Consider the following 20,933-nt stretch of genomic DNA (forward strand, 5'->3'; position numbering starts at 1 on the left):
CCGTGAACCTGCCGGTCACCGGCGGCGGCCGGTTCTGGGCCCGTGCCTTCCTGGGCCTCGGCCTCCCGGCCTGCCTCGCGCTGGCCTGGATCGGCCTGCCCGGCGAGCCGGCCGCCCTCGCCCTCGCCCTCGCCCGCATCGCGGCGTTCCTGAGCCTGGGGCTCGCCGCCCTGGCCCTGGCGACCCGGGGACGGGCCGCGCTGTTCGCGCTGCTGTGCTGCCCGGCCTCGCTCGCGGCCGCCTCCGGCCCGGACGGGCCCGTCCTGGCGCTGGCGGCGCTCGCGGCCGCGCTGCTCAGCCCCCGGCCGATGACGGGCCGGCGCAGATCGGCGCGCCGCGCCGGAGCGGCGCTGGCGATCGGCCTGGTGGTGCTGGCGCGGCCGGCCTGCGCGCCGCTCGCGGGGATGCTGCTGGTGCCGTTCCCACCTCCGGGGCGGCTGGCCCGCGCCTGCCGGGACCGGCTGCCGCTCGCCGTGTTCGCCCTGCTGCCGGCCCTCCCGGCCGCGAGCCTCGGACTGCCGCACCCCGCCGGCGCGGGGGACGGATTCGGATCCCTGCCCGTCCCGCTGCCCGGGATCCTCTACGCGCTCTGGGCCGCCGCGCTGCTGGTGCCGCCCTTCGCGCTGCGGCGGGGGCCCCTTCCCCCGCTCGCGGAGCGGCTGTGGCTCTCGGGGGGCGCGCTGCTCGGCCTCTGGCTGACGGTGCTGGCGCAGGCCCTCGCCCCGGCGGCCGGCCACGGCGGGTTGCAGGTCCGGGACCTGCTGCCGCTGGTGCCGATGCTGATCCTGGCCTTCGCCCGGGGGCAGATCGGCACCGCGGCGACCCTGCGCTGGCCGGCCCTGCTCCCGGTGCTGGCCGCCGCCCTCGACGCGGTGGTGCTGCCGATGATCGCGCTGCGGGCGTAGCGGGCTCTCAGTCCCGGTCCAGGAAGTCCAGGAGCGCCCGGTTGAAGGCCTCGGGCCGGGTGATGCTGTGGGCGTGGCCGCCCTCCGGGGCGAGGACGAGCCGGGCGTTGGGCAGCGCCGCCGCCAGCCGCTCGGACCGGGTGTAGGGCACCAGCACGTCGTCCCGGGCGGCCATCACCAGGGTCTCGTGGCCGATCGCTCCGAGGCGGTCGGCGATGGCGAAGCCCTCCAGGGCGGCGATGCGCATCAGCACGGTCTCGGCGCCGGGAAAATGCGCCAGGGCCTGCGCCTCGTCGGCCTCGACCCGCTCGGCCTGCGCGGAGAGCCACGCCGCCGGGTACAGGAAGATCGCCTGCGCCCGCACGAAGGCCTCCGGTCCGCCCCCGGCCAGGATCGCCCGGCGGGCCGCGAAGCAGCGGCGCGTGGCCGGGTCCAGGGCGTCCCAGCCGTTGATCACCACGACCCGCCCGACCCGGTCGGGCGCGTCCAAAGCCATCTGGAGGGCGATCAGACCGCCCAGCGCGTGGCCGACCACGTCGGCCCGCTCGATCCCGGCCGCGTCCAGCACCGCGCGCGCGTCCCGCGCCATGGCGGGGACGTCGTGGTCCGACGCGAGCCGGCCGGGCGAGCGCCCGGTGCCGCGATGGTCATAGGTGACGACCCGGAACCGCGCGGTCAGGGCCGCCATCTGCGGCGCGAAGTAGCCCGCCGCGCCGCCGAGCCCCGGCGAGAGCAGCACCGGCCGACCGCCCGCCGGGCCCGCCACAGCGTGGTGGAGCGGGCCCATCAGCGGCCGATATGGGCGATCGCGGCGATCTCCACGCGGGCCTCGGGCTTCACGAGGCCGCACTGGATGCAGTAGCGCGCGGGCTTCTCGCCCGGGAAATACTCGGCGTAGACGGCGTTGATCGCCGCGTAGTCGGCCCAGTCCGCCAGGAAGACGTGGTTGAAGGTGACGTCGTCCATCGTGCCGCCCGCGGCCTCGACCACGCCCTTGATGGTCTCCAGCACGTGGCGGGTCTGGGCCGCCGCGTCGCCGACATGGACCACGTTGGCCTCCGCGTCCAGCGGCAGCGTGCCCGAGACGTACAGGACCCCGTCGGCCAGCGTGCCCGGCACGTAGGGGGCCAGCGGCTTGCCGGTTCCCGGCGGTATCACGACCTGCTTGGGCATTCCCCGCGCCTCCCGCGCTCGACCTGACGGCCGGGCCGGGCAGGCCGCGCGGAGGGCCGCGTCGCGGCGGTCCTCGCGCACCCTGCCGGTCACCGGCCGGGCGGGCGATGCACTTATCCGGCCAGATCGGCGCCGGCCGGGGCGCGCGAGGGCACCCCGAGGGCGGACTCGAAGGCGGCGACGTCCGAGACCCAGCCGAAGAAGGTCTCGATATTGGCGAGCGCCGCGCGGTGTAGGCTCTCCGGTCCGGCCTGGTGCGTGGCGTCGGCCAGCACGATCCCGAAATACTCTCGGTGGAACCCGTCCCGCAGGGTCGACTCGACGCAGACGTTGGTGGCGATGCCGGTGAAGACCAGCGTGGTCACGCCCCGGGCCCGCAGGGTGCTGTCGAGGGGCGTGTTGTAGAAGCCGCTGTAGCGGGGCTTGCCCATCACGATGTCGCCGGGCTCCGGCGTCAGGGCATCCACCAGCGCGTAGTCCCAGGATCCCTTGGCGAGGAGCTGCGTGTTCGCTTCAGGATTCCGACGCATGGTCTTGAGGGCGTTGGATTTGTGCCAGTTCGGCGAGCCCGGGCCGCCGGCCTCGACATAGGCGGGGTCCCAGCCGTTCTGGAACCACAGGACCGGGATGCCGGCGGCGCGCGCCGCCGCCACCGCCTGGGCGATCCGGGCGATCACCGGGCCGGTGCCCGAGACGTCGAAGCCGGCCCGGTCGAGGTAGCCGCCCGGGCTCGCGTAGGCGTTCTGGACGTCCACGACGATGAGGAACGTGGTCGCGGGATCGAGGGCGATCGGCTCCGGGCGGGCCGGCAGGACGACGCCGCCGTGCCGACCCTGGGCGTCGCGGAAGCCGGCGGGCTGGTCCATCGGATAGGTCGTCGGGCGGTCCATCAGGCGACCTCGGGCAGAGCTGCCGCCGTCACGTGCCGGCGCGACCGCATCAGGGGCTGGATCCGGGTCCCGAAGGCGTCGAGGCCCTTGAGGAAATCGTCGAAGACCAGCAGCACGCCCTCCACCCCGTCGATGGTCATGACGGCGTCGAGCATCGCGGCCACGCTGGCGTAGCTGCCCACCAGGGTGCCCATGTTGAGGTTCACCGCCGAGGCCGGGTCGGCGAGCTGGCGCACGTTGGTGTCGCTGCCGGACCTGGTGTCGGCCGCGCCCTGCGCGCCGAGCCACGCGATCGCCTCGGCATCCGCGCCCGCCCTGTAGTGCGCCCAGGTCGCCATGGCGGCGTCGTCGGTCTCGTCGGCGATGATCATGAACAGCGCGAAGGCGGTCACCCGTCGCCCGGTCCGCGCGCTGGCCTCGGCGAGCTTCTCGACCACGGGCGCGAAGGCGGTCGGCGTGTTGAGCCCCTTGCCCAGGCAGAAATTGTAGTCGGCGTACTGGGCCGTGAAGGCCAGCCCGGCGCCGCTCTGGCCGGCGCAGATGATCTTCACCGGCGCCTGCGGCCGGGGGCTCAGCCGGCAATCGTTCATCTGGAAATACGCGCCCTTGCGGTCGCTGGCGCCCGTCTCCCACAGGTCGCGCAGGATCTGCGCGTACTCGGCCAGGTAATCGTAGCGATTGGCAAAATGCGCGTCGCCCGGCCACAGGCCCATCTGGTCGTATTCCGGCTTCTGCCAGCCGGTGACGAGGTTCAGGCCGAAGCGCCCGTCGGAGATCGAGTCGATGGTCGCCGCCATGCGGGCCACGATGGCGGGGGGCAGGCACAGGGTCGCCGCGGTGGCGAACAGCCGGATCCGGGTGGTGACGGCGGCGAGCCCCGCCATCAGGGTGAAGGATTCGAGGTTGTGGTCCCAGAACTCGGTCTTGCCGCCGAAGCCGCGGAGCTTGATCATCGACAGGGCGAAGTCGAGCCCGTAGCCCTCCGCCTTCAGGGTGATCGCCTTGTTGAGCGCGAAGCTCGGGCGGTACTGCGGGGCGTTCTCCGACAGCAGCCAGCCGTTGTTGCCGATCGGGATGAACACCCCGACGCTCATGGCCGGCGCCGGACGGGCCTCGGCGCTGTCGTCCGCGTGGCTTCGCATCATCGTCCCGCGCTCCGCCCGGTCGGTTCCCCGCCGGAACCGAGTCGGCCCACGGAGGCTCGCAAAACCGCGGCGGAGGGTCAAACCCGCGGCGCCCGACGGGTGCGAAAATGCCCATCTTTCCAGCGACTTGCACAACCAGGGCGCGATGTCTGCCCAACCCGTGCGCGCTTCCCGACCGGCCGCGCTTGCCCGCCGGGACGCGCTTCCGCGCGGCCCGGTGACCGGCGACGGCGCGGCGATCATCGTCGGCACCGCGGCCGACATTGTCGTGGGCGCGGCGGAGACCATCTTCATGGGACGATGACGGATCTCGGTCCGACTCTGCCGGAGTGACAGCGATGCGCGCCTGGTCCGTCCTGCTCCTCGTCCTGGGCCTCGCGGGGCCGGCGGCGGCCGACGAGGCGGGGCGCGCGGCGGCCCGGGCGGTCATCGCCAAGCAGGCGCAGGCGCTCGGCCGCGACGACGCGCAGACCGCCTACGAGCAGGCCGCGCCGGGGATCCGGGAGCTGTTCCCGAATGCCGACCTGTTCATCGGCATGGTCCGGAACCAGTACCGTCCGGTCTACCGTCACCGCAGCTTCGTGTTCGGCGAGGCGCGGGACACGGACGCGGCGGGCGTGGTCCAGTCGGTGGCGATCCAGGACGAGTACGGCGTCGACTGGACGGCCGAGTACAGCCTCGCCCGCGACGCGGACGGGCAGTGGCGCATCACCGGCTGCCGCCTGACCAGGGCGCCCGGCACGCGCGCCTGAGGGCGCCCCCGGGGGGGCGCCCGCCGCCGGTGCGGCGGGCGCGGGAGGGGGGCTCAGGGCCGGAAGGTCGCGAGCTTCTCGAGCATCTGCAGGGTGACGTCGGCGCAGGCCTTGGTCGTGTCGTCGTCGGCGCATCTCACGTCGACCCGCGCGTCGCCGCGCTCCAGCACGATGTGGGCGGCCCGCGACGGCGGCGGCGGTGGCGGCGGCGACCGTCGGGCGCGCGCGCGCGCGCGGCTCGCGCGGCGGCGGCGCGGAGCGGCGCGCCGGCCTCGGGCCGGGCCTCGGGCCGCTGGGCGGCGGCGGCGGGGTCTGCGCGAGGGCGACGGTGCCGGACAGCAGCGCCGCGACGCCCGCGAGGGCGATGATTCGGGTCATGTCGGCTCTCTCCGAGACGGGATCCGCCCGGCAGCTCGGGGGCAGCGGGGCGGTCCGGCTCTAGGACGCGGCCGGGCAACCGGCCCTGAACCGGCCCGTTCAGCCCCGGTTAAACCGCCGGCTCCGTCCCGTGCGCGGACCGGTCCCGGGCCCGTGTCCCGGCGACGCATTCAGGGCTTTCGACAGGTCCGCCCGCATCGTGTAGAGGGGGCGCCTTCCCTCGGAGGACCCTGTGCTCCACGTCTCGACTCGCGGCGAGGCCGCGCCGCTCTCGTTCTCGGACGCGCTCCTGGCGGGCCTCGCCCGCGACGGCGGGCTCTACGTGCCGCAGACCTGGCCGCAGATCGGCCATCCGGAGATCGCCGCCCTGGCGGGCCGGCCCTACGCGGAGGCCGCCAAGCGGGTGCTGCGCCCGCTGATCGACGGCGACATCGCCAGGCCGGACCTCGACCGGATGATCGACGCCGCCTACGCGACGTTCCGCCACCCGGCGGTCTGCCCCCTGACCCAGCTCGACGACAACCTGTTCCTGCTGGAACTCTTCCACGGGCCGACGCTCGCCTTCAAGGACGTGGCGATGCAGCTGCTCGGGCGGCTGATGGACCACGTCCTGGCCGAGCGCGGCGCCCGCGCCACCATCGTGGGCGCGACCTCGGGCGACACCGGCTCGGCCGCCGTGGAGGCCTTCGGCGGCCTCGACCGGGTCGACGTGTTCATCCTCTACCCGCACGGGCGCGTCTCGGAGGTGCAGCGGCGGCAGATGACCTCGGTGCCGGCGCAGAACGTCCACGCGCTGGCCGTCGACGGCACGTTCGACGATTGCCAGAACCTCGTCAAAGCCCTGTTCCAGCACGCCGATTTCGCCGATGCGGTGCGGCTGTCGGGGGTCAACTCGATCAACTGGGCCCGGGTCGCCGCGCAGGCGGTCTACTACTTCACCAGCGCGGTGGCGCTGGGCGCGCCCCACCGGCCGGTCTCCTTCGCGGTGCCGACCGGCAATTTCGGCGACGTGCTCGCCGGCTGGGTCGCCAAGCAGATGGGCCTGCCGGTCGGGCGGCTGATGATCGGCACCAACGCCAACGACATCCTGGTGCGCACCCTGGAGCACGGCGCCTACGAGCTGCGCGGCGTGGTCCCCACCACCTCCCCCTCCATGGACATCCAGATTTCCTCGAATTTCGAGCGTCTGCTGTTCGAGGCGCTCGGGCGCGACGCCTCGTCCCTGTCGCGGCTGATGGCCGGGCTGAAGCAGTCCGGCGGCTTCTCGCTGAGCCCCGAGGTGCTGGCCACGGTGCGCTCGGACTTCGATGCCGTGGCGGTGCCGGAGCCCGACGTCATGGCGGAGATCGCGCTGACCCAGGCCGCCACCGGCGTGGTGCTCGATCCCCACAGCGCCATCGGCGTGCGCGCCGGGCGCCGCCTCCTGGAGCAGGATCCGGCGACCCCGGTGGTGGCGCTGGCCACCGCGCATCCCGCGAAATTCCCGGACGCGGTCGCCAGGGCCACGGGCGGCCTGCGCCCCGCCCTACCCCCGCACCTCGCCGACCTGATGGACCGGCCCGAGCGCCTGACCCGGGTGGCCAACGACCAGGCCGCCCTGGAGGCGCTGATCCGCGAGCGCGCCCGCATCGCGAGGGGCGCGTGAGCTTGGCGCGGGTCACGCGCCCCTCCCCCTCTCCCGCACGGGAGAGGGGATCCGCGCCGCATCCGGCCCCCTCCGCGACGAGCCGTCGATGAACCAGCATTTCTCAACGCACGCCGCCTCGCCGTCCCTGCGCACCACGCGGCTTCCGAACGGCGTCACGGTGGTGACCGAGCCGATGCCCGGGGTCGCCACCGCCAGCCTGGGCGTCTGGGTCGGGGCCGGCTCGCGCAACGAGCGGGCCGACGAGGCGGGCCTGTCCCACCTCATCGAGCACATGGCGTTCAAGGGCACCCGCACCCGGTCGGCGCAGAAGATCGCGGAAGAGATCGAGAATGTCGGCGGCGAGATCAACGCCGCGACCTCCACGGAGGGGACGAGCTACACCGCCCGGGTGCTCGGCGAGGATGCCGGTCTCGCCCTCGACGTGATCGGCGACATCCTCACCGACTCGGTGTTCGACGCGGGCGAGCTCGCCCGGGAGAAGGGCGTCATCCTGCAGGAATACGCCGCCGTCGAGGACACCCCCGACGACGTGGTCTACGACGCGTTCACGGAGGCCGCCTTCCCGGACCAGCCGGTCGGCCGGCCGATCCTCGGGCGGCCCGAGACGATCCGGAGCTTCGACGAGGCCGGGATCCGCGCCTATCTCGACCGGGAGTACACGCCGGACCGCATCGTCGTGGCGGGCGCCGGCGCCGTCGCCCACGAGGCGATCGTGGCGGCGGCCGAGCGCCATTTCGGCGCGCTCCCCGCCAAGACCGCCCCCGCCTCCGTGCCGGGCGTCTACGGCGGCGGCGAGCGGCGGATGCCGCGCAAGCTCGAGCAGGCCAACGTGGTGATCGGCCTGCCGGGCCTCTCCTTCCGGGACGAGCGCTACTACGCGCTCCACATGTTCGCGCAGGTGCTGGGCGGCGGCCTGACCTCGCGGCTCTGGCAGGAGGTGCGCGAGACCCGCGGCCTCGCCTACGAGATCCAGGCCTTCCACTGGCCGTTCTCGGATTGCGGCCTGTTCGGCATCGGCGCCGGCACCGCCGGGGCGGACCTGCCCGAACTCGTCGACGTGACGCTGGCGGCCACCGCCCGGGCGGCCCGGGACCTCGACGCCACCGAGATCGCCCGCGCCAAGGCGCAGCTGAAGGTCTCGCTGCTCTCCGCCCTGGAGACGCCGGGCGGGCGCATCGAGCGCAACGCCCGCCAGATCCTGGCCTGGGGCCGGGTGATTCCCGCCGGGGAGGTGATCGACAAGGTCGACGCCGTCACGGTGGCGGATGTCCGGGCCGCGGCGGCCGCGATGCTGCAGGGCACGCCGACCCTGGCGGCAATCGGCCCGATCCGCAAGCTGCCCGCCCTCGACAGGATCGCGGGCGCGCTCCGGGCCGCCTGAGACCGACGCCGTCTCCGCGCTCGCGATGACGGAGAGGGCGGCAGAACGGCCGCCCCCGCCCCGCCCAACTTGATTTGGCCGCAAAGGGGCGCGATCCGCGGGCGGTGGACCGGCCCCGGGGCGACCTTGCCCCAGGTCGGGCCCGCGCCTATCGATCGAGGCCGCCCGGGCGGCCGATGCCGAAGCTCGCACGGCCGGAAGTCAAGACACCCTTGCGCATCCTCGCCCTCCTCCTGACCCTGGTCGGCGGTCTCGTCGGTGCCCTCGCGCTCACGCTCGCCGCGAGCGCGCCCGCCCGGGCCGTGGAGGCGGTCCGCGTCACCCTCGACGCGCCGGTGATCGACCTGACGACCGCGATCGAGCGCTACCGCTCCGACGGCGACCTGATCCAGATCTCCACGGCGCCCGGCAAGGACGGCATCGTCCGGCGCATCGTCGTCAAGGCGCGCGACGCCGGCGCCCGGCCCGACTGGATCGTGTTCGCGCTCACCAACGACACCGACGAGCAGATCGACCGCATCCTGGTCGCCCCGCATTTCCGGCTGGTCGATTCCGGGGTGATCTGGCCCGATCTCGGCGGCTCGCGCATCGCCGCCATCACGGCGAGCCAGGGCATCCGGCCCGAGCGGGACGAGAACCCGGAGGCCGACCAGTTCACCATCACGCTGGATCCCGGCGCCACCGTCACCTACGTGGCCGAGCTGCGCGGCTCCAACGTCCCCCAGCTCCGCCTCTGGGACCAGGACGCCTACCGGCGCAAGACCGCCGGCCTGACCCTCTACAAGGGCATCATCATCGGGATCAGCGGCCTGCTCGCCCTGTTCCTGACCATCGTGTTCGTGGTCAAGGGCGCGATCATCTTCCCGGCCGCCGCCGCGCTCGCGTGGTCGGTGCTGGCCTATGCCTGCATCGATTTCGGGTTCCTGCAGCGGGTCTTCCCGGTCACCGAGCTCGCCGAGCGGGTCTACCGGGCCTCCGCGGAGGCGGTGCTCGGGGCGACGCTGCTGGTCTTCCTATTCGCCTATCTCAACCTCGCCCGCTGGCACGTGCGCTACAGCCACGTGGCGTTCTTCTGGCTCGCCTTCCTGGCGGGCCTCGTCGGGCTCGCGGTGTTCGACCCGCCGGTGGCGGCGGGCGTGGCGCGGATCTCGATCGCCGCGGTGGCCGGCATCGGCCTGCTGCTGATCGTCTACCTCGCCGCCCATAACGGCTACGACCGCGCCATCCTGCTGGTGCCGACCTGGCTGCTTCTGGTGGTCTGGGTCACGGCGGCGGGCTTCGCGGTCACCGGCCAGATCGGCAGCGACCTCGTGCAGCCCGCCCTGATCGGCGGCCTCGTGCTGATCGTGATGCTGATCGGCTTCACGGTGCTCCAGCACGCCTTCGCGGGGGGCGGCCTCAGCCACGCCCTCGTGTCCGACACGGAGCGGCGCGCGCTGGCGCTGACCGGCGCCGGCGACGTGGTGTTCGACTGGGACGTGCCCGCCGACCGGGTCTTCGTCGGCCCGGAGATCGAGGGCCAGCTCGGCCTCGCCCGCGGCACCCTCGAGGGGCCGGCGACCAACTGGCTCGGCGCGCTCCACCCCTTCGACGTGGAGCGCTACTCGGCGGCCCTCGACACGGTGATCGAGGAGCGGCGCGGGCGCATCGTCCACGATTTCCGCCTGCGCTCGGAGGCCGGCACGTTCTTCTGGTACCGGCTGAAGGCGCGGCCGGTGATCGGCGCCGACGGCGAGGTGATCCGGGTGGTCGGCACCATCGCGGACGTCACCGAGATCAAGACCGCCGAGGAGCGCCTGCTCCACGACGCCGTGCACGACAGCCTGACCGGCCTGCCGAACCGCGAGCTGTTCGGCGACCGCCTCGACGCGGCACTCGCCTTCGCCGGCCAGGACCAGCGCCTCAAGCCCACCGTGATCGTCCTCGACGTCGACCGGTTCAAGGGCATCAACGACGCGATCGGCCTGTCGGCGGGCGACTCGATCCTGCTGACCCTGTCGCGGCGCCTCGGCCGCCTGCTGCGGCCGCAGGACACGCTGGCCCGGGTCGCCGGCGACGAGTTCGCGGTGATCCTCCTCTCCGAGCGCGACCCCGACCGGATCCTGGCCTTCGCCGAGATGATCCGCCGGGCGATCGCCACGCCGATCACCTACGCGGACCGGGAGATCTTCCTGACCGTCTCGATCGGGCTCGCGCTCTACGAGGCGGGCGCCAACCTGAAGCGCGACGAGGTGTTCAAGAGCGCCGAGATCGCCATGATCCAGGCCAAGCGCAACGGCGGCGACCGGATCGAGGTGTTCCGCGCCCACATGCGCACCGACCGCTCGGACCGGCTGATGCTGGAGAGCGACCTGCGCAAGGCGATCGAGCGCAACGAGATGCGGGTGCTGTTCCTGCCGGTGGTGCGCCTCGAGGACCGCACCGTGGCGGGGTTCGAGACCGTGCTGCGCTGGGACCATCCGAAGCTCGGGCGCATCCCCGCCTCGACCTTCCTGCCGCTCGCCGAGGAGAGCGGCTTCGTGGTCAATCTCGGCATCTTCGCCCTGGAGCGCACCGCCCTGGAACTCGCGGCGTGGCAGCGCTCCCTGGAGGTCGAGCCGCCGATCTTCGCGGCCTGCAACCTGTCCTCGCGCCAGCTCCTGCGCCACGACCTCCTGCACGACGTGAAGACCGTGCTGGCCCGCTCGGGGGCCCTGCCCGGCTCGCTCAAGCTGGAATTCAGCGAGAGCCTCGTGATGGAGAACCCGGAATACGCCGCCCAGATGCTGGCGCGGATCCACGACCTCGGGGCGGGCCTGTGCCTGTCGGATTTCGGGACCGGCTACTCGGCCCTCTCCTATCTCCAGCGCTTCCCGTTCGACACGATCAAGGTCGACGCGACCTTCGTGCGCCAGATCGGCACCGGGCAGACCGCGATCCTGCGCTCGATCGTGCGGATGGCGAGCGAGCTGAACCTCGCCATCGTGGCGGAGGGCTGCGAGTCCGAGGCCGACGCCCAGGCCCTCGCCGGGCTCGGCTGCGAGTACGCCCTGGGCCCGGCCTTCGGCGAGCCGATGACCATGCTGCAGGCCCGCCAGATCGTCGGCGCCGCCCCGGAAGCGGCCTGAGATCCGGTCCGGACCGGCTTGCCCGGCAACACGGCCGACCGACGATCCGCGCGGCGACGGGTGACGCGCCGAGGCCGGCCCAGATCGGGCGCCTGCAGGACCGCTTCGCGAAGCTGCGGCCGGCCTGAGCCGTCCGGCGGCCGCGGTGCCGGCGCTCCGGGATCTCGGGCGCGAGCCTGGCGGCTACGGCACGCGGGACGCCCACCACGCGCCGGTGGGGCGACCCGGCCGGGACCCAGGAGCCGGGACTCGGCGCGGGGACTTCACCCCGAAGGTCCGGGGGCCTGGACCGAGACCTGCGCGCCGGTCGCCGGCGTGCGCGGCGCGTGCGGATGGCCCGAGGGCCGCCTCAGGGCTCCGACGCGGCGAAAGTCGCGGATCGGTTTAAGTCCGCCTTAACCATGTCCGATCAAGCTCCTGTTGATAGGCGGGCCCTTCAGCGCCCGCGATGGGGATGGGTCGGATGGCCGAGGCGGCACGGCGTTACCAGCAGGCAGGCGGCTCGGACCTCGTGCGCCGCCTGATGGCCCGGCCGGTCCGGCTGGAGCAGCAGGTCCGGACCCGGATGCCCCTCCGCGACCCGCGTCCCGTCGACGCGCGCGCCGAGGCGTATGCCGAGACGTTCGCCGACGACGCGGAGGCGCGGGACGAGGCCGACGAGATCGCCCGCCTCGAGGCTGAGCTGCAGGTGATGAAGGCGGTGCTCCGGGCCCAGCGGCAGGAGGTCGAGTCGCTGCGGGCGCAGCGCCAGCTCCTCACCGAATCGGCCCCGACCGACGATGTCCGCGCGACCCGCGAGCGCTGGGCGGCCCTGGTCGACTCGCTCCTGATCCGCGCCCGCTGATCCGTCACCAGGGCATGCGGGGGAGAGCCATGGGCGCGCGCTGCTCGCTCGTCGTCAACGGTCGGTCGGTCCGCGTCTCGACCGGCGACACGCCGCTGGAGGCGGCGCTGGCCGAGGGCATGATCGCGCCGCTGCAGGCGCAGCCCGGCAACCTGCTCGCCGGCCAGAATCTGGCCCAGGGCCTGGCCCAGGGCCTGGCCCAGGGCGGCGCCGCGCCGTCCGGCCGCCGGCACCCGGTCCGCCGGGCCCGGGCCGAGGCCCTGCGGCCGGCCCTCCCCGGCGCCCCGATCCAGGGCCAGGAGGAGGCGCCGCCGCCGCCCGTCGCCGTCCGCAAGGGGACGGTCACGGAGATCCGCCGGCTCAGCCCCGGCATCCTCGAGATCGTCGCGACCCTGACCCGGCGCCCGACCGGCGAGCCCGGCCACCAGGCGCTGGTGACCTTCGCGGGGCTGCCGACGCGGACGCTGTCCCCGACCCTGCGGGTCGACGGCACCACCGAGATCAACGACGCGGTGTTCCACGTCGCCCGCGATCCCGAGGGCGATCCCCTCGACGGGCTCCGCCTCGACCAGCCGGTGCGGCTCAAGGGACCCGTCGGCCGGGGACAGTACCGCCCCGGGGGCGGCCGGCTCGTGCTGGTGGCGGCCGGCGCCGGCTTCGGCGCGATCTGGGCGATCGCCCGGGCGGCCCGCTACGTCGAGCCCGCCCGCGAGATGGCCCTCGCCGTCGGCGCCCGCGACGCCCTGGACCTCTACATGCGCGAGAGCCTGGACTGGCTGCGCCGCACCGGCGTCGGCCGGATCGTGCTCTGCGCCGATCGCGGCCGCCATCGGCCGCCGGACGTGCGCTCCGGCCCGCTCAGCGCCCACCTGCCGAGCCTGCGCGCCACCGACGTGGTCCACGTGGCGGGCGACGTCTCGACGGTCGGCGCCGTGCAGGTGCTCGCCGCCTCGGTGGGCGCCCGCTGCTACCCGATCGTGGTCGACTGACCGCCGTCGCCTCGACGCGGCGGCGCCCGGCTGCTACCGGCGCCGGGCCGGCCGCACGGGGCCGATCCTGAGCCCGATCCGAGCCCCGATGGTCCGCGTCCTCTGCCTCGGCTACAGCGTCACGGAGCTGCCGGGCTACGTCGAGCGGGCCAACGCCCTGGCCGAGGCCGAGGGCCGCCCGGTCACGTTCCTCCGCAGCGGCTGGGGCGGCCATTCCCTGCCCTCCATCGCCGCCTTGATCGACGAGATCCTGGACGCGCTCCCCTGCGACCGCGTCCTCCTCGAGCTGTTCACCGGCAACGTCCGCTACTTCGACGGCGCGACGATGCGGGCCTATCTCGACGACATCCTCGCGGCGACCGCCCGGCGGGACCTGCCCGTCGCCTTCCTCAACCTCCACCAGGGCGGGGTCGACTACGCGGCCGAGCCCGTCGCCGGCCTGCTGGCGGAGTACCGCGCCCTCTACGGGATCCCCTATCTCGACATCGCCGCCCCGGTGGCGGCCGCGGGCGCGGGCGACATCACCTACCTGCTGAAGGACGCGACCCACGTCACGCCGGCGGGCGCCGACCTCTACGGCACCCTGGTCTACAGCTTCCTGCGCGCGCCGCCGCCGGGCCGGGCCTACATCGACCGGTTCCGGACCCTGCCGGGCCGGTTCGAGGCCCTGCCGCTGCGCGCCCTCCCCGGCCTGACCTGCGGGTTCGCCCTGCGCCGCAACGGCATCCCGCTGGACTTCCTGGAGATCCCGGAGGGCACGGGCGTCGCCGTTCCCCTCGGGTGCCCCCGCGACGTGATCGGGCTCCTCGTGACCTACGGGCCGCAGGCGGGCACGCTGACGGTCGCGGACCCGGCGACCGGGCGGGCACAGGCCCTCGTCGCCTACGACGCGTTCTCCTACTACACGCGCTCGATGTTCCGCAGCGTGACCTTCCCGGGGGCGCGCGCGCTGACGCTCGCGCAATCGGCGGAGCGCCCGGACATCGCCCTGCGCAAGGGCGCGCCGGATCCGGGCCCGCGGGTCGGGCGGGTGTCGCACGTCGTCTGCCGGCGCAGACTGGGCCTCGCCCCGCGCGCCGCCCGCCTGCTTCACCGGTTGCGGCGCGGCCTGTGCCGCGTCGGGCTGCGGGTCGGCCTCGTCCGCGGGGCCTGAGAGCCCGCGCCGGGCACCAGACAGGCCGCGGGGCGGGGATCGGTCCGATCCCCGCCCCGGCGGTTTGTCGGTCCGACCGGCGGTTCAGCCGAGCCGGACCCGCCAGATCTCCTCGGCGTACTCGCGCATCGCCCGGTCGGAGGAGAACCACGCCATGCGGGCGGTGTTGCGGATCGCCTTGGCCCACCAGCCGCGCGGGTCGCGCCACGCGGCGTCGATGGCGCGCTGCACCCGCCAGTAATCGTCGAAATCGGCGGTGAGCAGGTACTGGTCGCGCCGGCGCAGGTCGTCGGTGAGCGGCCGGAACCGGCCCGGCTCCTCCGGCGAGAACCGCCCCGCGGCGATCATGTCGAGCGCCGCCGCCAGCCGCGGCGAGGCCTGGATCGCCCGGGCCGCGTAGTCCGGCTCGGCCTGCCGGGCGCGGACGCCGTCGGCCTCCAGGCCGAAGATGAAGATGTTCTCCGCCCCGACATGGTCGCGGATCTCGATGTTGGCGCCGTCGAGGGTGCCCACCGTGAGCGCGCCGTTGAGGGCGAACTTCATGTTGCCGGTACCCGAGGCCTCCATGCCGGCGGTGGAGATCTGCTCGGACAGGTCGGCGGCCGGGATGATCGATTCGGCGAGGCTCACCGAGTAGTTCGGCAGGAACACCACCTTCAGCCGGTCCGCGACCTCGGGATCGTCGTTCACCGCCTTGGCGACGTCGCAGGCGAGCTTGATGATCAGCTTGGCCTGGACGTAGCTCGGCGCCGCCTTGCCGGCGAAGATCTTCACCCGGGGCGTCCAGTCCCGGTGGGGCTCGGCCTTGATCGCCTGGTAGAGCGCGACCGTCTCGACCACGTTGAGGAGCTGGCGCTTGTACTCGTGGATGCGCTTGACCTGGACGTCGAACAGCGCGGCCGGATCGACGTCGATGCCGGTGCGCTCGGCGATGAGCGCCGCCAGGGCCTCCTTGCGCTCCCGACGCACGGCGGCGTAGCGCGCCACGAAGGCCGGATCCTCGGCGCGGGCCTCCAGGCCCCGGAGCAGCTCGGGATCGTCCAGCACGCCGGCGCCCACGGTCTCCACCGCGAGCCGGGTGAGGCCGGGATTGGCGTTGTGGAACCAGCGGCGAAAGGTGATGCCGTTGGTCTTGTTGACGATCTTGTCCGGGTCCAGCGCGTGCAGGTCGGAGAAGACCGTCGAGCGCATCAGGTCGGTGTGCAGGGCCGAGACGCCGTTGACCCGGCGCGCGCCGTGGAAGGCGAGGTGCCCCATCCGCACCCGCCGCCCGTGCGACTCGTCGATCAGCGAGATCGACGCGAGGTAGGCCGCATCCTGGCGGCCGTGCTTGGCCTGCTCCTCCAGGTGCATCCAGTTGATCAGGTAGATGATCTGCATGTGGCGCGGCAGCAGCCGCTCCATCAGCTCCACCGGCCAGGTCTCCAGCGCCTCGGGCAGGAGGGTGTGGTTCGTGTAGTGCAGCGTGTGCGTGGTGACGTGCCACGCGTCCTCCCAGGAGAGGCCGTGGACGTCGAGCAGGACGCGCATCAGCTCCGGCACCGCGATCGCCGGGTGGGTGTCGTTGAGCTGGATCGCCGCGTGGTCCGGCAGGGACCGGACGTCGCCGCGCTCGGCCACGTGGCGGGCCACGAGATCCTGGATCGAGGCCGCGGTGAAGAAGTATTCCTGGCGCAGGCGCAGCTCCTGGCCCTCGGCCGAGGAATCGCTCGGATAGAGCACCCGCGAGATCGCCTCGGCGCGCATCCGCGCCGCCACCGCGCCGACGTGGTCGCCGCCGTTGAAGCGGGCGAGGTCCACCGGCTCGCCGGCCTCGGCCTTCCACAGGCGCAGGCCGTTGACGTGGCGGCCGCGCCAGCCGACCACCGGCACGTCGTGGGCCACCGCCCGCACGGTCTCGGCCGGCTGCCAGTGGCGCCGGATCACCCCCTCCTCCGGCGACGACAGCGTGACGCTGCCGCCGAAGCCGATCGAGTAGGTCGCCTCGGGCCGGGCGAATTCCCAGGGGTTGCCCTCGGCGAGCCAGGTCTCCGGCGCCTCGCGCTGCCAGCCGTCCTCGAAGGACTGGCGGAACAGGCCGTGGTCGTAGCGGATGCCGTAGCCCATGGCCGGGATGCCGATGCTGGCCATGCTCTCCATGAAGCAGGCGGCGAGCCGCCCGAGGCCGCCGTTGCCCAGAGCCGCGTCCGGCTCGGCCTCCTGCACGGCGTCGAGATCGATCCCGAGCTCCCGGAGCGCGCTGCGGGTCGTCTCGGTGAGGCCGAGATTGTTCAGCGCGTCCGACATCAGCCGGCCGATCAGGAATTCCAGCGACAGGTAGTAGACGCGCTTGTTCGGCACGCCGCGCTCCGAGGCCAGCGCGGCGGCCACGATCCGCTCGCGCAGGGCCAGCGCGGTCGCGGCGAACCAGTCGCGCGGGCGGGCGGTCTCGGGCGTGCGGCCCAGCGCGAAAGTGAGCTTGGCGCGGATCGCCTCGCGCAGGTCCACCACCGCGTCGCCGCTGCCGGACAGCACCGGGGCGGTCCAGGCGGCCGGGGCGGGCGCCTCGGCGGCGCGCTCGTCGCGCGCGACATCTTGTGGCACAGGCCGGGTCAGAACATCGTTCAACACGTGCGGGTCCCCCAAAGTCGTCGCCCCGGATTCTAGCGCCGGGGGTATCGTGGGCGGATTATCTCTTTTGATGGATTGCCGCCGCATGAACGGACGGGCGATCCGTGCCCCGAAGCGTCCGACGATGCGGTCGGCTTCCGGCGAAGTCGTGGCAGCGCCGCTCCGGCGGAGCGCACGGGCACGCCGGAGCAGATATGGCACGGCGGCGTGACATTCCAGACACAGCCGCGCGCCGTCGCCCTGCGTGAGGGGCATGCGCACAGGTTTTGCGGGCCGCAGCCATTCCCTCGGCGACGCTGCGCCGCGGCGTTCCGCGCGCGGCGCGCGCTCTGAGCGCATCCATCGCCGGTCGCCAGCGCGCGGGTCAGCGGTTAAGCGTGGGCCGCCGATGCGAGGGGCGCAGCATGACCGACACCGTCTGGTGGAAGCGCGGGACCGTCTATCAGGTCTACCCGCGGTCCTTTCAGGACACGAACGGCGACGGCGTCGGCGACCTGCCAGGCATCACGGCGCGGCTGGACTACCTCGCATGGCTGGGGGTCGACGCCGTGTGGATCTCGCCGGTCTACCCCTCGCCCATGGCGGATTTCGGCTACGACGTGGCGGATTACTGCGGGATCGACCCGCTGTTCGGCACGCTGGCCGATTTCGACGCCCTCGTGGCGGAGGCCCATCGGCGCCGGCTGAAGGTGATCCTCGACTTCGTGCCGAACCACTCCTCGATCGCCCATCCCTGGTTCGCCGAGAGCCGGTCGTCGCGCGCGAGCCCGAAGCGGGACTGGTACATCTGGCGCGACCCGGCGCCCGGCGGCGGCCCGCCCAATAACTGGCTGTCGAATTTCGGCGGCCCGGCCTGGACGCTGGATGAGGCCACCGGCCAGTACTACTACCACGCCTTCCTGGCCGAGCAGCCGGACCTGAACTGGCGCAACCCCGCCGTGCGGGCGGCCATGCACGACGTGCTCCGCTTCTGGCTGGAGCGCGGGGTCGACGGGTTCCGGGTCGACGTGATCTGGCACCTGATGAAGGACGCGGGTTTCCGCGACAACCCGGCCAATCCCGACTACGCGCCGGGCTCGCCCGAGATCAACCGTTTCACCCAGGTCTACTCCGCCGACCGGCCCGAGATCTTCGACGTGATCGCCGGGATGCGGGCGGTGCTGCGCCAGTACGGCGAGCGGGTGCTGATCGGCGAGATCTACCTGCCGGTGGAGCGGCTCGTCGCCTATTACGGTCCGGACCTCACCGGCGCCGACCTGCCGTTCAATTTCCAGCTGATCCAGACGCCCTGGCGGGCCGACGCGGTGGCCGACCTCGTGGCGCAGTACGAGGCGGCCCTGCCCGAGGGCGGCTGGCCGAACTGGGTGCTGGGCAACCACGACCAGCCGCGCATCGCCGCCCGGGTCGGTCCGGCGCAGGCCCGCATCGCCGCGATGCTGCTGCTGACCCTGCGGGGCACGCCGACCCTCTATTACGGCGACGAGATCGGGCTCGGCCACGTGCCGATTCCTCCGGACCGCGCCCGGGATCCCTGGGAGCACAACGAGCCGGGACACGGCCGCGACCCGGAGCGCACGCCGATGCAGTGGGACGACAATCCCCAGGCGGGGTTCTCCACGGCCGAGCCCTGGCTGCCGCTGGCGGCGGATTGGGCAACCTGCAACGTCGAGAACCAGCGCTCGGACCCGGGCTCGATGCTCACGCTGCACCGGCGGCTGCTCGCCCTGCGCCGCGACCACGCGGCGCTCGCCGTGGGCGGCTACCGGGAGGTGCCGCTGGGGATCGCCGAGGTGTTCGCCTACGAGCGCTTCGCCGACGGGGCCGTCCTGCGGGTGCTCCTGAACTTCGGCGCGGCGTCGCAGGACCTGCCGCTGCCCGAGGGGGCCTGGACCGTGCTGCTCTCGACCCGCCCGGGGCGCGCGGGCGAGCCGGCCGGCCTGACCCTCGCGCTCGAGCCCGCCGAGGGGGTGATCCTGCGCCGCGCCGGGTGAGGCGAGCCGGCGCCCGGCCCCGGCGCGTCAGTCCGGGAACCGAACCGGGTGCCCGGCGCGCGCCGCCTGTCGGGCGGGGTCGCTCGGCCGAGCCCGCCGGGCGGGGCCCGGCGCCGTCGTCCCCGGCCGGAGCGCCGTATCCAGCGGCCGAAATCTGCCTCGGCGGCGCGATTTCTCGCTGCGATGCCACATAGGTAAGTGACGCTTAATCACCACGGTGGCCTATTTTGTGCGTCGCAACGGAACCGTCGCGGCGAAGGAGCATTGGCCGTGGTTGAGATCGTGACAGCCGTGCCTGCCCGGTCGACTGCCAGACCGGGGCATTCCGCCCGGCCAGGATCAATGCTGATGCTCGATGCGCGCCGTGGTGGTTCCTTCGCCGAGTGGTCGTCCGGCGAGGGGAACGGCGCCGGTCCCGTACCGGTTCCGGCCCGGCCGGCCTCGCTGCGCCGCCGCATCCTCTACGCGACGCCCGAGATGGCGGATTTCGTGAAGACCGGCGGCCTCGGGGAGGTCTCGGCCGCCCTGCCCCGGGCCCTGGTCCCGCACTACGACATCCGCGTCCTGATCCCGGGCTACCGGCAGGTCCGCGCCGCCTTCCCGGAGATCCCGGTCGTCGCCCGCCTCGAGGGATTCGCGGGCATCCCGGCCTGCGACCTCGGCCTGGTCGAGGCGGCCGACGGCCTGCGCATCTACGTCCTGCTCAGCCCCGACCTCTACGAGCGCGACGGCACGCCCTACGGCGACCAGCACGGCGATTTCGGCGACAACGACCTGCGCTTCGCCTGCCTCAGCCTCGCGGCGGCGGACCTCGCCACGGGCGCCGATCCCGACTGGGCGGCCGACCTCCTGCACCTCAACGACTGGCAGGCGGCCCTGGCCCCGGCCTATCTCGCGTGGCGCGGCCGGCGGGTCCCGAGCGTGCTGACGATCCACAACCTCGCCTACCAGGGCCTGTTCCCCCGGGACGCCCTGCCCCGGCTCGGCGTGCCGGACTCGGCCTTCCAAGTCGACGGCGCGGAGTTCTACGGGCAGCTCTCCTTCCTCAAGGCCGGCATCTTCTACGCCTCGCAGGTCACCACGGTGAGCGAGACCTACGCCCGGGAGATCCAGACGCCCGAGCTGGGCTGCGGCCTCGACGGGCTCCTGCGCACCCGCGCCGGACAGGGCCGGCTCGCCGGCATCCTCAACGGCATCGACGAGACCTGGGATCCGACCACCGACCCGCACCTCGCCACGCGGTTCGAGATCGACGACTGGAAGGGCAAGCGCGCCAATGCCGAGGCGGTGCGCCGGCAGTTCGGCCTCGCGGTCTCCCGCGGGCCGCTCTTCGCGATCGTGTCGCGCCTCGTGCACCAGAAGGGCATCGACCTGAGCCTGCAGGCGGCCGAGACCATCGTGGCCGGGGGCGGCCAGCTGGTGGTGATCGGCCAGGGCGAGGGCCGGTTCGAGCAGGCGCTCCGGGGCTTGGCCAAGCGCCATCCCGACGCGGTCGGCGTGCATGTCGGCTTCGAGGAGGCGCAGGCCCGGCGGATGTTCGCCGGCAGCGATTTCCTGCTGATGCCCTCGCGCTTCGAGCCCTGCGGCCTCGCCCAGATGTACGCGCAGCGCTTCGGCTCCCTGCCGATCGTGCGGCGGACCGGGGGCCTCGCCGACACGGTCGAGGACGGCGTGACGGGCTTCACCTTCGGGGAGGCCTCGGCCGCGTCCTTCGGGGCGGCGGTCCGCCGGGCGCTGGAGGCCTTCGGCCAGAAGAAGCGCCTCAACGCCATGCGGCGGCGGGCCATGACGGCCCGCTTCGGCTGGGATCAGGCCGCCGACAACTACGCGGGCCTGTACGGCCGCGCCATCGGCAACAGCGTGGGACTGCGCTGGCGGGCGGCGTAGGGTCGACGTAGGCTGCACATCGGGCCGGGATGGCGGAGCGCGACGCGCCCTGTCTCCCGCGCGGGAGAGGGGATCCGAGC

15 protein-coding genes are annotated in these 20,933 nt (G+C 73.6%); 10 read left to right on the forward strand and 5 right to left on the reverse strand.

Annotation, left to right across the window (positions count from 1 at the left end):
• The first annotated feature begins 2 nt into the window (after nucleotides 1-2).
• Complete coding sequence (locus BKE41_RS09260) at nucleotides 3-905, forward strand: hypothetical protein (protein ID WP_058608358.1); 903 nt, start codon at nucleotides 3-5, stop codon at nucleotides 903-905.
• Nucleotides 906-912: 7 nt separating this feature from the next.
• Here the strand turns inward: BKE41_RS09260 and rutD are convergent, their stop codons facing one another.
• The 4 genes from rutD to rutA all read right to left on the reverse strand — a co-directional run bounded on the left by rutD (nucleotide 913) and on the right by rutA (nucleotide 4,062).
• On the reverse strand, nucleotides 913-1,695 hold the full coding sequence (rutD, locus tag BKE41_RS09265; RefSeq protein ID WP_199825850.1) for a pyrimidine utilization protein D: 783 nt from the start codon (nucleotides 1,693-1,695) through the stop codon (nucleotides 913-915).
• Entirely contained in the window at nucleotides 1,692-2,078 is a 387-nt protein-coding gene (gene rutC / locus BKE41_RS09270; protein ID WP_012318565.1) for a pyrimidine utilization protein C, read from the reverse strand. The genes rutD and rutC overlap by 4 nt, the downstream gene beginning before the upstream one ends.
• A gap of 113 nt (nucleotides 2,079-2,191) precedes the next feature.
• The gene (gene rutB / locus BKE41_RS09275) at nucleotides 2,192-2,968 is read right to left on the reverse strand and encodes a pyrimidine utilization protein B (protein WP_280944525.1); all 777 of its coding nucleotides are present in this window, start codon (nucleotides 2,966-2,968) and stop codon (nucleotides 2,192-2,194) included.
• Nucleotides 2,968-4,062, reverse strand: a complete 1,095-nt coding sequence (rutA, locus tag BKE41_RS09280; RefSeq protein ID WP_024830461.1) for a pyrimidine utilization protein A — start codon at nucleotides 4,060-4,062, stop codon at nucleotides 2,968-2,970. The genes rutB and rutA overlap by 1 nt, the downstream gene beginning before the upstream one ends.
• A gap of 389 nt (nucleotides 4,063-4,451) precedes the next feature.
• On the opposite strand from rutA, the gene BKE41_RS09285 reads away from it, so the two are divergent.
• The 7 genes from BKE41_RS09285 (at nucleotide 4,452) to BKE41_RS09320 (ending at nucleotide 14,365) form a co-directional block, all read left to right on the forward strand.
• Nucleotides 4,452-4,865: a DUF4864 domain-containing protein gene (locus BKE41_RS09285; RefSeq protein ID WP_012318569.1), complete on the forward strand. Its 414-nt coding sequence runs from the start codon at nucleotides 4,452-4,454 to the stop codon at nucleotides 4,863-4,865.
• A gap of 610 nt (nucleotides 4,866-5,475) precedes the next feature.
• On the forward strand, nucleotides 5,476-6,888 hold the full coding sequence (gene thrC / locus BKE41_RS09295) for a threonine synthase (RefSeq protein WP_063110520.1): 1,413 nt from the start codon (nucleotides 5,476-5,478) through the stop codon (nucleotides 6,886-6,888).
• A gap of 88 nt (nucleotides 6,889-6,976) precedes the next feature.
• A complete protein-coding gene (locus tag BKE41_RS09300) occupies nucleotides 6,977-8,272 on the forward strand; it encodes a pitrilysin family protein (RefSeq protein ID WP_024830459.1) in 1,296 nt (431 codons plus the stop codon).
• Between the two features lie 176 nt (nucleotides 8,273-8,448).
• Nucleotides 8,449-11,379, forward strand: coding sequence for an EAL domain-containing protein (locus tag BKE41_RS09305; protein WP_012318573.1), 2,931 nt, complete (start codon nucleotides 8,449-8,451; stop codon nucleotides 11,377-11,379).
• 463 nt (nucleotides 11,380-11,842) lie between these two features.
• Complete coding sequence (locus tag BKE41_RS09310) at nucleotides 11,843-12,223, forward strand: hypothetical protein (protein WP_024830457.1); 381 nt, start codon at nucleotides 11,843-11,845, stop codon at nucleotides 12,221-12,223.
• 29 nt (nucleotides 12,224-12,252) lie between these two features.
• Nucleotides 12,253-13,212 carry a ferredoxin--NAD(+) reductase gene (locus tag BKE41_RS09315; protein ID WP_107645298.1) on the forward strand — a complete coding sequence of 320 codons (960 nt, stop codon included), beginning with the start codon at nucleotides 12,253-12,255 and terminating at the stop codon, nucleotides 13,210-13,212.
• A gap of 88 nt (nucleotides 13,213-13,300) precedes the next feature.
• The gene (locus BKE41_RS09320) at nucleotides 13,301-14,365 is read left to right on the forward strand and encodes a hypothetical protein (RefSeq protein WP_029361317.1); all 1,065 of its coding nucleotides are present in this window, start codon (nucleotides 13,301-13,303) and stop codon (nucleotides 14,363-14,365) included.
• 84 nt (nucleotides 14,366-14,449) lie between these two features.
• On the opposite strand, the gene BKE41_RS09325 is transcribed toward BKE41_RS09320, so the two are convergent.
• Nucleotides 14,450-16,948 carry a glycogen/starch/alpha-glucan phosphorylase gene (locus tag BKE41_RS09325; protein ID WP_107645299.1) on the reverse strand — a complete coding sequence of 833 codons (2,499 nt, stop codon included), beginning with the start codon at nucleotides 16,946-16,948 and terminating at the stop codon, nucleotides 14,450-14,452.
• A 431-nt stretch (nucleotides 16,949-17,379) separates the two neighbouring features.
• On the opposite strand from BKE41_RS09325, the gene BKE41_RS09330 reads away from it, so the two are divergent.
• Nucleotides 17,380-18,966 carry an alpha-amylase family glycosyl hydrolase gene (locus BKE41_RS09330; protein WP_012318578.1) on the forward strand — a complete coding sequence of 529 codons (1,587 nt, stop codon included), beginning with the start codon at nucleotides 17,380-17,382 and terminating at the stop codon, nucleotides 18,964-18,966.
• A 348-nt stretch (nucleotides 18,967-19,314) separates the two neighbouring features.
• A complete protein-coding gene (gene glgA, locus BKE41_RS09335) occupies nucleotides 19,315-20,853 on the forward strand; it encodes a glycogen synthase GlgA (RefSeq protein ID WP_071000664.1) in 1,539 nt (512 codons plus the stop codon).
• The last annotated feature ends 80 nt before the right edge of the window (nucleotides 20,854-20,933 follow it).

It is taken from the genome of Methylobacterium sp. C1 (assembly GCF_001854385.1).
Taxonomy (GTDB): domain Bacteria; phylum Pseudomonadota; class Alphaproteobacteria; order Rhizobiales; family Beijerinckiaceae; genus Methylobacterium; species Methylobacterium radiotolerans.

Excerpts from the sequence above, each read along its gene's own strand:
- BKE41_RS09330 (WP_012318578.1), top strand. The coding sequence starts at position 17,380 with ATGACCGACACCGTCTGGTGGAAGCGCGGGACCGTCTATCAGGTCTAC.
- BKE41_RS09300 (WP_024830459.1), top strand. The coding sequence starts at position 6,977 with ATGAACCAGCATTTCTCAACGCACGCCGCCTCGCCGTCCCTGCGCACC.
- glgA (WP_071000664.1), top strand. The coding sequence starts at position 19,315 with ATGCTCGATGCGCGCCGTGGTGGTTCCTTCGCCGAGTGGTCGTCCGGC.
- rutA (WP_024830461.1), bottom strand. The coding sequence starts at position 4,062 with ATGAGCGTCGGGGTGTTCATCCCGATCGGCAACAACGGCTGGCTGCTG.
- BKE41_RS09315 (WP_107645298.1), top strand. The coding sequence starts at position 12,253 with ATGGGCGCGCGCTGCTCGCTCGTCGTCAACGGTCGGTCGGTCCGCGTC.
- rutB (WP_280944525.1), bottom strand. The coding sequence starts at position 2,968 with ATGGACCGCCCGACGACCTATCCGATGGACCAGCCCGCCGGCTTCCGC.
- BKE41_RS09310 (WP_024830457.1), top strand. The coding sequence starts at position 11,843 with ATGGCCGAGGCGGCACGGCGTTACCAGCAGGCAGGCGGCTCGGACCTC.
- rutC (WP_012318565.1), bottom strand. The coding sequence starts at position 2,078 with ATGCCCAAGCAGGTCGTGATACCGCCGGGAACCGGCAAGCCGCTGGCC.
- BKE41_RS09285 (WP_012318569.1), top strand. The coding sequence starts at position 4,452 with ATGCGCGCCTGGTCCGTCCTGCTCCTCGTCCTGGGCCTCGCGGGGCCG.
- BKE41_RS09320 (WP_029361317.1), top strand. The coding sequence starts at position 13,301 with ATGGTCCGCGTCCTCTGCCTCGGCTACAGCGTCACGGAGCTGCCGGGC.
- BKE41_RS09305 (WP_012318573.1), top strand. The coding sequence starts at position 8,449 with ATGCCGAAGCTCGCACGGCCGGAAGTCAAGACACCCTTGCGCATCCTC.